The following is a 12,721-nucleotide window of genomic DNA, read 5'->3' on the forward strand; positions in this document are numbered from 1 at the left end:
GGCCGATCGCCGCTCCTTCTTAAAGCCACAAGGATTTCAGGCAAGTCTCAAGAGAGGCTCACACAACCAAAACCGCAATGAGAGCATCGGACTTTCAATTGACCCCTATCCGATGCTCTATCTTTCTGCAAACGCATCAGATTGGTCCCAAAAGTGGGAGCCACTTTTGGGTCTGATGCTCTAAAGCTTTGGGTTTGATGCTTCAGCTTCGCTCGTAGATCACTTTCTGATGCGATTTCAGCAAAGGCCGATAGCCTTGCCCGGCGACGAGGCTGAAGGAATCCCCCGGCATGGGTTCGAACGCAAATTCAATAAATAGAAACCGTGGCCAGAGACTTTCCGGCATGTCCCGAAAAAAGGGTTCGAGAATCAGGTTTTCCGCCCCCTCGACATCAAGTTTCAAGACATCGATCCGCCGCAACCCTTCTTCCGTAACCAAATTGGCAAGACTTTTGACCGGGACAGTGATCTGTTGTTCCCGCCGGCTCACCGAGCCGATGCGCGAGGTCGTTTCCACTGGTTCAGGGGAATCGACGAACAACAGCATATCCCCATCGCGATCTGCAATGGCGCAGGCCAAGGCCTTGATGGTCGCAAAGGAATTCTGATCGATATTATAGACGAGTCGCTCGAAAATATCGGGGCGAGGCTCAATGGCGAGGATGCGCGCCTTCAGCCCCGCGGAAGCGGCGGCAAACAGGCTATATCCCCCAATATTCGCGCCGACATCGATGAAAACGACATCTTCCGGCATTCTTGCACGCAAAATTTCCCGCTCAGGCAAATCGAAATATTGCGGCGTGAACAATAGGCGGCTTTCACAATGATTATGAGAAGGGTAGAGCCGCATTCGTGCGCCCAAGGCCTCGACGTCGAGCGGGCGCCCCTTCTTCATCGCCTTCATGGCCATGGAACGCAGAAAAAAGGCCCCTTTCCGACCAGCCCAACTGCCCGAGGCATTCCGGGTCAGATCCAGCAGACGCGCGACAGCCCCCCGCGGCGCATAGCGGCCGAAATGGGAAAGATCATTGTCGTGGAATTTGGAATTGGACATACCGGATCGCAAGGTTCCAAGCCTCCCCCAAATCTTGGCTTTGCTTTTTCAGATCGAAACCACGAGAATGGATCGAATTTTCCCGATTTTATCGTTCTGATCTTATTTTTGGAGCCTCGATCCGAGGATGTCCATGATTTTTCAGTTCAAAAAAGCTTACAATTTAGAAAATTCCCTCGCGCGAGCTAAAAACACGGCAAGCGGATTCCCTTGCGTCGCCCCCTTAAAGGTTTAAATAAATCGGCATCTCGGCCCGGCCGCTCTCTCGCGCTTTTCGAGCGGCGCCCTTTGGGCCTTCTCATCCCAAAGGCCGTACAGAGCGACCTTTGGCTCCTTTCTTGAGTTTTCGCTTTTTCATAGGGTTAGCGAAAATCCAAGAGTGGTCCATCGCTCATTTCCGATGATCGATGGACGGTATCGTTTTATCGGGACCAGATCCGCTATGACTTTCATTGATGCCGTGGAAGGAGCAGGCCGCAAGACCGGCCATATCAAATTGCATGGGGCCGAGGCTTTCGAGGGCATGCGCAAGGCCGGACGCCTCGCGGCGGAGGCGCTCGATAGCATGACTGATTTCGTGCATCCCGGCATGACCACGGACGCCATCGATAAATTCGTCTTCGATTTCGCCATGGCGAATGACGCCTATCCGGCACCGCTCGATTATCGCGGTTATCGCAAATCGGTCTGCACCTCCATCAACCATGTTGTTTGCCACGGCATTCCGGATCACAAGGGCCTGCGCGAAGGCGATATCATCAATATTGATGTCACCTTCATCAAAGACGGCTGGCATGGCGATTCGAGCCGAATGTATTATGTCGGTGAGGTTTCACGCCGCGCCCAACGGCTGGTCGAGACCACTTACGAAGCGCTGATGCGCGGCATCAATGTCGTGCGCCCGGGTGCCACCACCGGCGATATCGGCGCAGCGATTCAGGAATTCGCCGAGGCCGAGCGCTGTTCGGTGGTACGCGATTTCTGCGGTCACGGCCTTGGCCGCCTGTTCCACGACGAGCCGAACATTCTCCATTATGGTCGGCCTGGCGAGGGAATCGTCTTGAAAGCCGGCATGTTTTTCACCATCGAGCCGATGATCAATCTCGGCCGGCCACATGTGAAAATCCTCGCCGATGGATGGACCGCCGTCACCCGCGACCGATCCCTCTCCGCGCAATTCGAACATTCTATTGGCGTCACCGAAACCGGCTGCGAAATTTTCACTCTTTCGCCGAAGGGCCTGCATCATCCACCCTTTCCACCCAGCGGCGCATGACCAAAGGCCCTGACTCGACTAGCGCGCCGACTGAGGATCAATCCGAGCCGCGCCCGCATTATCACGGCCATAGGGAGCGTCTGCGCGAGCGTTTTCGCAAAAGCGGCGGCGAGTCCTTGGCAGATTATGAATTGCTGGAACTTTTGCTGTTTCGCGCCATGCCCCGGCGTGATGTCAAACCCATCGCCAAAAATCTGCTCGCGCGCTTCGGCTCCTTCGCCGAAGTCATCGCGGCCCGGCCCGAGCGATTGATGGAGATCGACGGTCTCGGCGAAGCAGCGATCACCGAATTCAAGATCGTAGAGGCCGCGGCAAGACGGCTGGCGAAATCCACAATCGAGAGCCGCCAGAGCCTGTCGAGCTTTTCGGCCGTCATCGACTATTGCCGCATCGCCATGGGCTTCCTCGATCGCGAAGAGTTCCGCATTCTATTTCTCGACCGCAAGAATGGTCTGATCGCCGATGAGGTGCAGGGCATCGGCACTGTCGATCATGCGCCCGTCTATCCCCGCGAGATCATCCGTCGCGCGCTCGAACTCGGCGCTTGCGCGATCATCCTCGTGCATAATCACCCTTCAGGCGACCCCACGCCGTCCAAGGAGGATGTGCAGATCACGCAGCAAATCGTCGCGCTGGGGAAAGCCATGCAAATTAGCGTGCATGATCATCTGATCATCGGGAAACAGGGCCACGCCAGCCTGAAAAGCCTGCAATTGATCTGACCAGCCTCGGATAAGGCTTCTGCAATAGTTTGCTTGATCTATCGGCTCTCGGCGGATCGGCTCTTCTCGATGACCCGCGTCGAGAGCCGAAGTCGCCCCTAATGCGCGATGAAAGCAAACGCATGATCGATGACAGAACTTTGGCCGAGGATCTGCGGAAGACCCTTCAGACCGGGGGTTTTGTCTTGCATTATCAGCCAATTTTTGCCGTCGAGACCGGAGAAATCGTCAGCGTCGAAGCCCTCTTTCGCTGGACCCATCGCGACTATGGCGAGATCGCACCCGATCGCGCGATTGCCTTGACCGAAGCCTGTGACTTGATCATTCCCCTGGGGGAATGGGTGCTGCGGCGCGCCTGTGATGAGGCGCGTCAATGGCCGTTCCTCGATCTCTGCGTCAATGTTTCGCCCCTCCAATTGCGGCACAAAGGCTTTCTTGCCTCCCTCGACCGCATTGTCGCTGAAACCGGTTTCGATCCCTCGCGTCTGGTTCTCGAGGTCACGGAAAATCATCCCCTGCATTATGATGCAGCGACGCTCCGGCTGCTGGCGCAATTGCGCCAGCGCGGGATCAGACTGGCGCTCGACGATTTCGGTTCCGGTCACGCCAGCTTTGATACGTTGCGGGATTTTCCTTTCGACAAGCTCAAGATTGACCGCTCCTTCATCGCCTCCTCACTGACCAGCCTCGAGGACCGTTTGATGCTCCAGGCCATCGTGCGGGCCGGCGTGACCTGCGGCCTCATTGTGACGGCCGAAGGGGTTGAGACCAAGGAGCAGAATGCCCTGCTCCAGCGCCTCGGATGCGATGAATTACAAGGGTTTCTCTTCTCCCCGGCTGTTCCGCCCGTTGACCTCATGGCGCTCCTCAACCGTCAAAAGAGCGCGAGCCAGAAACGGAACCTTTCGGGGATCGATCCGATGCATTGGCGCAATTTCAATTCAGCAGAAACTCGCCGCCCACAGCCCGGATTTCCGCCGGCTTAAGCAATTTTGAATGCCCCACCGTCACGCTATAGAGGGCGCCATCCAGTCTATTTTGCCAGAAATTCAGGAATTTCAGCAGAGTGGGAAATTCTGGGGCAATATCATAATCTTGCCAGATATAAGTTTGGAGCAGCATGGGGTAATCCGGCAGACGGTAGAGAATTTCCGCTGTGGCCAAGCCATAGCCGCCGAGCTGCCTCAGCCTTTCCTCGAATGTCACGACGTCTTCATTCTTGAGCCGATCCGCCATATTCGACCTCCATTTCAGCAAAACCAAGCTTGCCAAGCGGCGATGTTTCGTCTAGGAGACGCTACAGCCATGTCATGGCATAATTCCCGTTCTGCGCCTTTCATCATCGCAGGTGGGAATCAGACCAATCAAAAACCTTGCCGTTTTAATCCCCTTTCGAGCCCGCGCCTCATTGCTGGCGCGGGTCCTGTGCTGCGGCATCCCGTTCAGGATCTTGATCCTAAACTCTATACGATTGATTTAAGGCTGTCTTCCGTATCGACATCGACGAGGATGCCAGCATTCTCGACTGGCCATTCAAGCACATCCTGACTCCCGCTCTCGATCAGACGCCGCGCACCCTGATCCCCCGCGAGACCCGCAATGGCCTTGAATAATTTATGCCCCAAGAGCACCGGATTGCCGCGTCTGCCGCGATAGCTGGGAAAAACCGCCGCGGATTCGTATGAGCTTTCCTCGAATCGCATCACGAGATCCGTGACGAGAGTGCTCGTGACGAGCGGCATGTCGCCCAAGAGCACGATCATGCCGACCGCTTCTTGCGGCAAGGCTGCGAGCGCACACCGCAAGGACGTCGAGAGGCCTTCCCCATAATCGGGATTATGGACGAAGGAGACAGGCAGATCGCCCAAAATCCGTTCGATAGCCTCACGCTCATGGCCCGTCACGACCATGACGGGACAGGCTGAGGAAGACAAAGCAGCCTCGGTGACATGGCGAACAAGGGCCTTGCCCTTGAATTCGGCAAGCAGCTTATTGCCTCCACCTGTCGCGGCGAAACGGTGACCCTGGCCTGCCGCCAATATGACGGCGACGACCTTCTTTTTTTCATTCATCCGAGGATCATTTCATTTCACTGGGCTCATACCGCCGCTTCCGCGACCGCGCCCTTTGCTTCCGGTTGGCGCGCGGGCTTCTGTTTGAGGGACGCAATGATCTCAGCCATGATGGAAATGGCAATTTCCACAGGGCTCACTGCTCCGATATCGAGACCGATCGGCGCATGAATACGCGCGAGGTCCGCCTCATCAAAACCCTCAGCGCGCAATCGGTCCTGGCGCTTGTCATGCGTCTTACGCGAACCAAGCGCGCCGATATAGAAACAGTCGGCTCTCAGCGCTTCGATCAAGGCCGGATCGTCGATACGCGGATCATGGCTGAGAACAGCCATAGCCGTGTGCGCATCGAGCGTTTGTTCTTGCAGGGCGACCTGCGGCCATTCCGAAACAATCCTCACATCGGGAAAGCGTTCCGGCGTGGCAAAGGCCGTACGTGGATCGATGATGAGTACATCAAAACCCGTCAAACGAGCCAATGGAACCAGGGCCTGAGCGATATGGCCCGCGCCGATCACGATCAACCGCGTCGGCGGCCGATGCACCTCTATGAAGAGGGAATGGCCATTGTGGTCCAAAGCACCGCTTTGACCGAGTTGCAAGCGCGTCTCGATGGCCGCTTTCAAGGAAACATCCAGAGCGTCTTCCTCCGAAGCACTGGCATGGATTTCGTCAGCATAGATCAATCTTTGATGTCCAGAACCAAGATCCGTAATGACCAGAACGGGACGGCGTGCCCGGCGCGCCGCGTTCAGTTCCGCCAGCAAAGCCAAACGCATCAATCTATCCTCTCGACGAAAACCCGGATCTTGCCGCCACAAGAGAGGCCAGAGCGCCACGCCGTTTCATCGGCGACACCAAATTCCAGGAGACGCGCGCGGCCATCCTCCAAAACATCCATGGCCTCGGTAATGATCTCGGCCTCAACGCAACCGCCGGACACCGATCCTTCAAAATGGCCTTCGCTGTCGATGACCAGATGACTGCCGCTCGGCCGAGGTGCTGATCCCCAGGTTTCGACTACCGTCGCCAAGGCGACGGAGCGCCCGCTTTCCCGCCACATTTGCGCCAGCAGGAGGAGATCGTCGTCTCTCATCATCATTTCCGTCCACCAACCCGCACCTCTCTCCCTTCATGTTGTCCGAAGAGCCGGCGGACACAAGTTCGGGATGAACGCATTTCAGTGAATACTCGTCACTGCCATTGGGCCTCACAGCGATGAATGTCAAAGAAGCACAATCGGTCGCGCGATCGGCCTGCTCACCCCTTTATCGAGAGCCCGCGATGCGCCATAAAACGCGGAGTCTCGGCCCCGATTCGGATCATAAAGTGAAGGCCAAGATAACGGGGAAAGAAGCCACATGACGCAGATCCTTGTTGCTGGCCGATCCTTTCATGTGCAGGTCGAAGGCCAGGAAGCGCTTCCCGTTTTAATGCTGGCGCATCCCCTCGGTGCGGATCTCGGGATCTGGAACGCTTTGATCGAGGCTCTGCTCCCCCATTTCCGGATCGTTCGTTATGATGCGCGGGGCCATGGTGGCAGCAGCGTGGTGGCCGGGCCATATTCCATCGCCGATCTTGGCCGCGATGCTCTAGGCCTTATGGATGCCTTAGGTCTCGACCAGGTTCATTGGCTCGGTCAATCCATGGGCGGCATGGTGGGCCAATGGCTGCTGGCCCATGCACCCGAGCGTATTGAACGGGCGGTGCTCGCCAATACGACAGCGCGGTCCAATGATCCGAATGTCTGGAATCAACGGATCGCGACCGTACGCATCCATGGCATGAAAGCCATTGCCGAGGCGGTCCTCGAACGCTGGTTCACATCGGCGTTCCGCACCGCCAATCCCGCTTTGATCGAGCCCATCCGGCAAACTCTTTTGCGGACGACACCCGAGGGTTATATCGCCTGCTGCGCCGCCATACGCGACATGGATCTCCATGAAGCGATTCGCGCGGTCGAGCAGTCGGTTCTGGTGATCATGGGGCAGGACGATCCCTCGACCCCACCCACTGAGGGCTTGGCGATCGCTGAGGCGATCGAGGCCGCCCAAACGCTTCTGCTCGAGGCGGCGCATATTTCCCATATCGAGGCGAATGCGCCGTTCACGAAAGCAGTGGTGGATTTTCTCACCGCGCCAACCCGGAAGCTCCAGTCTCGCCGGGGTCCCGCCATTGCACGTTCCACGGCCAGAAGACCGACTTCGCCGCGCAAAACATTAACACCCGTCCAGGTGGACAAACCTCCAGTCAAACGAACGACGACAAAACCGGTCCCCAAGAAGGTCGCGACGAAAGCCGCGCCTCAAAAGCAAGCCAATGCCCCAAAGAGTGCAGTGAAAAAATCCCTCTCGCGCAAAGGCCCACCCGCCAAAATCCTGGATAAATCGATCGATAGAACCAGGGACCAGGGTGAAAAGACCGAGACGGTGCAAGGCGGCGCAAAGCCTACGAAAAGCACTTTCTCCCGTCGCCCGCCGACGCGGCGGAAATAAGGGAAACAGGCTTAGCCCTTTTATCGCGGCGCGGATCCAGCGGAACCATTATCCGCCACGGGCGCATGATCCGTCACCGCACCTGATTTTGAAGCCGCAGGTGCGGAATGAGACCCGGCGGGTTTGGGAGCAGCCGGTTTCACCGTTTTGGCAGCAGCCGTCTTGGGGGCAGGTTTCGGGGTGGGATTGGGTGCGGATTTGGCCCCCGCAGGCTGTTCGCCCTCCTTCAAGGAGAAATTGATCGGCAGCGTCACCTCCGTCTCGACCGGGACATTATCGCGCTTGGCGGCGACGAAATGCCAGCGCCGGACGGCCTCGACGGCAGAACGGTCCAGAATCGGAAAATTGCTGCTTTTCTTCACACGAACATCATCGGGATCGCCCTGCGCCGAGATTTTGACGCTCAGCATGACCACGCCCTGCTGATTGGCCATTTTGGCGGATTCCGGATAGACGGGCCAATTTTTCATGACTTCGCCGGGAATCGGATGCGGCGGGACAAAAGCCCCTTCGGGCTTCGCATCGGCGGTCCCTTCCGCGTGAGCCGCAGCGAGTCCGCCGGCAAGACACAGCATGAGGGCGAGACTCTTTCGGCCCCGGCGCCAACCGGTCTGGTCATGAGCGGACGTCCCGAAGGCGGGATCACATCGAAGTTTTGGTTCTCTCATGCCGATATGTCCGATGCTTTTTTAAACGAAGAGGTGGGTGACCGATATAATCTTCTAACCTTCACCCCTTCTGTCAACAGCAACGCTTGAGCCGATTTTCGCGCGGCGTTCTCAACCGATAATATCCGGCGTTTGCCAGGCGATATGCTGACCTGCATCGACGGCAATCATCTGTCCGGTGACATTGCGCGCCTGCGCGAGATAAAGCACCGCTTCGGCAATTTCGTCTGGCGTGACGGCGCGCCCAAGCGGCAGGCCGGCCACCTCTTGTTCAAAGCCCTCCAGTCCCTGCTGGTGATTGGGCAGCACCGGGCCCGGGCCCACCGCATTGACGCGGATGCGGCGGGGCGCGAAAGCCTGGGCCATGGTCAAGGTCGCTGTCCACAAGGCCGATTTGCTTAAAGTATAGGAAAAGAATTGCGGCGACAGATGCCAGACGCGCTGGTCGACAATATTGACGATCACCGCCTCATTGTCTTGCGGCACTTGCGCCACGAAATCGCTGGCCAGAATGATCGGTGCGCGCAAATTAACCGCGAAATGCCGCTCCCAGAGCGCGGGAGAGAAATGCGCCGCATCATCCCGCTCGAAAAGCGCCGCATTATTGACGAGGAGAGCCATCGGCCCGAGTTTTTGGACAATTGCCTTCATGGCCCCGGAAACGGCCGTGAGATCGGCGAGATCAAAGGCAAAAACCTCAGCCGTTCCACCGTCCCGGCGGATGGCGGAAGCAAGTTCCTCCGCCTGCGGCCGCGACGCCTCGCTGCAATGGAGAGCCAGCCGGTAGCCCGCCGCCGCAAGACGCTCGGCAATCCGCCGTCCGAGCCGCTTGGCGGCGCCCGTCACGAGCGCTGCTGGCGACGACGGTTCAAGTCCCGTCTGTTCTCGCGCCGCCTGTTCCTGCATACCCTATCCCACCTCGATCATCTCCCGCTCGGACCATATCACAAGCCCGGAAGAAGAAGGCAAGGCGGCCAATATGGTCGTCACAGACGCTCAAGAAACCGTTTAGCGCGCAAGAGCGCTTTGCCGAAAGTGAAATGCGTTCTATCCCTTAACCGATATCCGGCCCGATTCGGACCTAGTATCGAGAATCGCAAATTCTCGGTACGCCCCTTTTTAAACCGTATCCACTTGTCCTCATTGAATCGCGACGAGTCGCGCTTCAATGAGGGTGGATACTAGATGGCCCTCAAACCAGGAGATCCGCATGACAAGGCCGCGTTCCACGGTGCGCGAGGATGGTGAAGAAACCGATTTCGGCTTCACCCGCGTCCCGTTGCAGGAAAAGCAGGCGCGGGTCGATGCGGTGTTCCACAAAGTCGCCTCCCGCTACGATCTCATGAATGATCTCATGTCGGCGGGGATGCACCGGCTCTGGAAGGATCAATTCACCGCGCAGGTCCGGCCTTCACGCACAGGCCCTTTCCGGCATCTCGACGTGGCTGGCGGCACCGGCGATATTGCCTTCCGCGTCGCGCGCGCCGGCACGCCCAAAACCGAGGTCACGGTGCTCGACATCAATGGTGACATGCTGGAGGTCGGCCGGGAACGCGCCAAAAAGCGCGGTCTTGCAGACAGGCTCACCTTCGTCGAGGCCAATGCCGAGGACCTGCCCTTTCCGTCCAATACATTCGATGCCTATACGATCGCCTTCGGTATCCGCAATGTGCCGCGTATTCCCCAGGCGCTTTCCGAAGCCTTTCGGGTGCTGAAACGCGGCGGCCATTTTCTCTGCCTTGAATTTTCGCATGTCGATATTCCGGGGCTCGACCGGCTCTATGAAACCTATTCCTTCCGGGCCATTCCCCTCATCGGCCAATTCGTGACGGGCGATGCCGAGTCCTATCGCTATCTGGTTGAATCGATCCGCCGTTTTCCCGATGCGGAACTGTTTGCCGATATGATCGCAGAGGCGGGATTCGCACGTCCCTCCTTTACCCGCCTGTCAGGCGGGATCGTCGCCATTCACAGCGGCTGGAAACTCTAGAGTTCTGAAAAGGCATCAAATTTATCCGGAAAGGATGCCCGCTTTTCGGATAGATGTGATGGTGTAAACCCTCCATCCCAGGACAAACCGCAGGTGCAATGGTGAGTTTTTCTCCCGGGTCATTCTTGCGTCTCGCGCGCGCCGGATTCGTGCTGGCTCGCGAGGGCGTCTTCATCGCGGTCGACCCAGTGCTGCTGCCACCGCCCGCGCGCTTGCCGCTCGCTCTGTCCAAGCTAATTGCCCGCAAGGGCGTCAAACCCGGCGGCAATCTCTCGCAAGCCTTCAGCCGGCTCGGTCCTTCCTACGTGAAATTGGGTCAGTTTCTGGCGACACGGCCTGATGTCGTCGGCCCCGTCGTCGTGCGGGAGCTCGAACATTTACAAGACCGGATGATGCCCTTCCCGCGTGAGATCGCGGTGGCGACCATCGAGGCTGCCTTTGGCCAGCCGATCGATAAGATCTTCGTGGATTTCGGCGAGCCACTCGCCGCCGCCTCGATCGCGCAGGTCCATCGCGCTGTCGTCCGGGACGCCACAGGCGAACGCGACGTCGCGGTCAAAATCATGCGGCCAGGCGTCGAGCGGCGTTTCAAACGCGATCTCAGCGACATGGTCTCCGTCGCCCGGCTCGCCGAACGCTTCATCTCAGACATGCGGCGCCTGAAACTCGTCGAGGTCGTCGACACGATGGCGCGGGCGGTCAAGATGGAAATGGATTTCCGACTGGAGGCATCGGCCGCCTCGGAATTTGCCGAAAATACCGCCAAAGACCTGGATTTCCGCGTGCCCGTCGTCGATTGGGACCGCACCACCAAGGATGTGCTGACCCTCGAATGGATCTCTGGCATCCCTCTTTCCGATGTCGAGGCGCTCGCCGCGCGCGGTTATGATCTTCCCGATCTCGGCCGCGTGGTGATCCAATCCTTCCTGCGCCAGGCCATGCGCGATGGCCTGTTCCATGCCGATATGCATCAAGGCAATTTGTTCATCGATGACCAGCAGCGCCTTGTCGCCGTCGATTTCGGGATTATGGGCCGCCTCAATTTCAATGAACGGCGTTTTCTGGCGGAAATCATCTATGGCTTCATCACGCGCGATTACCGCCGCGTCGCCGAGGTGCATTTCGAGGCGGGCTATGTCCCTCGCACCTATCGCATCGAGGATTTCGCCCAGGCGATCCGCGCCATTGGCGAGCCAATCCATTCCCGCACGGCCGATCAGATCTCCATGGCGAGGCTGCTGACCTTGCTGTTTGAGGTGACCGCCCTGTTCGAGATGAAGACCCGCACCGAATTGGTGATGCTGCAAAAAACCATGGTCGTCGTCGAAGGCGTGGCGCGTAAGCTCGATCCCAAGCTCGATATGTGGTCGACCTCCGAGCCCGTCGTGCGCCGCTGGATCGAGGATAATCTAGGCCCACTTGGCAAAATCCAGGACGCCGGCCGCGCGCTCGCCCAATTCAGTCGTTTCGCCAGTGATTTGCCGGCCTTCCTGCAACGCACCGAGGCGCTTCTCACCAATCTCGAAACCGTGACCGGAAGCGGCATCGATTTATCGGAAGCGTCCTGGCATTCCATCGCCAAAGCAACCTCCCGTGGCTCACGATCGAGCCATATCGCTCTGTGGATTCTCGCTCTTGCGGTTCTCGCGATTCTGTGGCGCCTTTCCTGAGGCCCAAGCCCCAGCCGTTTCAGCGGAAAATGCAACAAACTATTGAAAAAATTGATTTATGCTGAAAAGGTGATATCGGCGATGGCCATCGCCAGAAGACCGCAGAGCGGCGAATAGATCCATGTGTCGCGCCGCGCAAAGCGCGTCCCGATGATGCGCTTGAAAAAGCCGACATACCGAAAATCACCAATGGCCCGCGCCGCGAAAACAAGAGCAAGCAAACCTGTCGCGATTTTTGGCAGGGACCCCAAACGCCCGGGCAAAAGGAAGCCTGCCTGTATTGAGATGAGAAGGGCGGCAAGCGCCAAGGCCAGGGATACGGCCAGCGTGCCCAATGGCCTCGGTTGGAACACGGGTTTCCCGTCTTGTTCCGGAATGGCGGCCTCTTTGCCAAAACGCCCGCCAGCCGCCCAATAGGCATGGAGCAATGCAAGAAACGATAAAGTGATGATGCTGAAGAGGGCTCCAATCATAGTCGCGGCCTTATCACCGATCAGCGAGCCTTGAAGGTCTACGCCCGCATCATTGAGTTGAAACTTGTCAGTCTGATATTCCCGCCATGTTACCGGATCATAATCTGCTCAAGTGGATACGGTTTGAAAAGTGACGGATCGAGAATCTGTGATTCTCGATCCTGCCGGCAATACCCGCTTTGATATCGCGGACTCTATCTTTAATACCAACGGTCATAATAGATGACCGTTGGACCGCTCTTGAATTTTCGCTATCGCTTTGAAAAAGCGATAGCGAAAATTCAAGAAAGGAACCAAAGGT

General features: G+C 57.7%; 14 protein-coding genes. 6 read left to right on the plus strand and 8 right to left on the minus strand.

The window, feature by feature from the left end:
- Window positions 1–202 precede the first annotated feature (202 nt).
- Window positions 203–1,054, minus strand: a complete 852-nt coding sequence (locus tag BIND_RS14605; RefSeq protein WP_041778126.1) for an FkbM family methyltransferase — start codon at window positions 1,052–1,054, stop codon at window positions 203–205.
- A gap of 442 nt (window positions 1,055–1,496) precedes the next feature.
- Here BIND_RS14605 and map point away from each other — a divergent pair, with 442 nt between their 5' ends.
- The 3 genes from map to BIND_RS14620 all read left to right on the plus strand — a co-directional run bounded on the left by map (window position 1,497) and on the right by BIND_RS14620 (window position 4,038).
- The gene (gene map, locus BIND_RS14610) at window positions 1,497–2,330 is read left to right on the plus strand and encodes a type I methionyl aminopeptidase (RefSeq protein WP_012385816.1); all 834 of its coding nucleotides are present in this window, start codon (window positions 1,497–1,499) and stop codon (window positions 2,328–2,330) included.
- Window positions 2,327–3,052, plus strand: a complete 726-nt coding sequence (gene radC / locus BIND_RS14615; protein WP_012385817.1) for a RadC family protein — start codon at window positions 2,327–2,329, stop codon at window positions 3,050–3,052. The genes map and radC overlap by 4 nt, the downstream gene beginning before the upstream one ends.
- Before the next feature lie 122 nt (window positions 3,053–3,174).
- Window positions 3,175–4,038 (plus strand): EAL domain-containing protein, encoded by an 864-nt coding sequence (locus BIND_RS14620; RefSeq protein WP_158304394.1) that lies wholly within the window; start codon window positions 3,175–3,177, stop codon window positions 4,036–4,038.
- On the opposite strand, the gene BIND_RS14625 is transcribed toward BIND_RS14620, so the two are convergent.
- From BIND_RS14625 to BIND_RS14640, 4 genes are all read right to left on the minus strand, one after another.
- Window positions 3,989–4,288, minus strand: a complete 300-nt coding sequence (locus tag BIND_RS14625) for an usg protein (RefSeq protein ID WP_012385819.1) — start codon at window positions 4,286–4,288, stop codon at window positions 3,989–3,991. The two genes, BIND_RS14620 and BIND_RS14625, sit on opposite strands and share 50 nt — an antisense overlap.
- Before the next feature lie 227 nt (window positions 4,289–4,515).
- Window positions 4,516–5,124, minus strand: coding sequence for a nucleotidyltransferase family protein (locus BIND_RS14630; protein WP_012385820.1), 609 nt, complete (start codon window positions 5,122–5,124; stop codon window positions 4,516–4,518).
- A 26-nt stretch (window positions 5,125–5,150) separates the two neighbouring features.
- A complete protein-coding gene (locus BIND_RS14635; protein WP_012385821.1) occupies window positions 5,151–5,903 on the minus strand; it encodes an XdhC family protein in 753 nt (250 codons plus the stop codon).
- Window positions 5,903–6,226, minus strand: coding sequence for an XdhC family protein (locus tag BIND_RS14640; protein WP_041778127.1), 324 nt, complete (start codon window positions 6,224–6,226; stop codon window positions 5,903–5,905). The genes BIND_RS14635 and BIND_RS14640 overlap by 1 nt, the downstream gene beginning before the upstream one ends.
- Window positions 6,227–6,485: 259 nt before the next feature.
- Between BIND_RS14640 and pcaD the strand changes: the two genes are divergently transcribed.
- Window positions 6,486–7,619: a 3-oxoadipate enol-lactonase gene (pcaD, locus tag BIND_RS14645; RefSeq protein WP_012385823.1), complete on the plus strand. Its 1,134-nt coding sequence runs from the start codon at window positions 6,486–6,488 to the stop codon at window positions 7,617–7,619.
- A gap of 20 nt (window positions 7,620–7,639) precedes the next feature.
- Here pcaD and BIND_RS20235 read toward each other — a convergent pair whose 3' ends face one another.
- Entirely contained in the window at window positions 7,640–8,194 is a 555-nt protein-coding gene (locus tag BIND_RS20235) for an energy transducer TonB (RefSeq protein WP_050764033.1), read from the minus strand.
- Between the two features lie 204 nt (window positions 8,195–8,398).
- Window positions 8,399–9,193 carry an SDR family oxidoreductase gene (locus BIND_RS14655; protein WP_012385825.1) on the minus strand — a complete coding sequence of 265 codons (795 nt, stop codon included), beginning with the start codon at window positions 9,191–9,193 and terminating at the stop codon, window positions 8,399–8,401.
- Between the two features lie 304 nt (window positions 9,194–9,497).
- Here BIND_RS14655 and ubiE point away from each other — a divergent pair, with 304 nt between their 5' ends.
- Window positions 9,498–10,277, plus strand: a complete 780-nt coding sequence (gene ubiE, locus BIND_RS14660; protein WP_012385826.1) for a bifunctional demethylmenaquinone methyltransferase/2-methoxy-6-polyprenyl-1,4-benzoquinol methylase UbiE — start codon at window positions 9,498–9,500, stop codon at window positions 10,275–10,277.
- A 98-nt stretch (window positions 10,278–10,375) separates the two neighbouring features.
- Window positions 10,376–11,947: a 2-polyprenylphenol 6-hydroxylase gene (gene ubiB, locus BIND_RS14665; RefSeq protein WP_012385827.1), complete on the plus strand. Its 1,572-nt coding sequence runs from the start codon at window positions 10,376–10,378 to the stop codon at window positions 11,945–11,947.
- A gap of 56 nt (window positions 11,948–12,003) precedes the next feature.
- Here ubiB and BIND_RS14670 read toward each other — a convergent pair whose 3' ends face one another.
- A complete protein-coding gene (locus BIND_RS14670) occupies window positions 12,004–12,420 on the minus strand; it encodes a DUF3995 domain-containing protein (protein WP_012385828.1) in 417 nt (138 codons plus the stop codon).
- Between the last annotated feature and the right edge of the window lie 301 nt (window positions 12,421–12,721).

Origin of the sequence: Beijerinckia indica subsp. indica ATCC 9039 (genome assembly GCF_000019845.1) — a bacterium.
GTDB lineage: Bacteria > Pseudomonadota > Alphaproteobacteria > Rhizobiales > Beijerinckiaceae > Beijerinckia > Beijerinckia indica.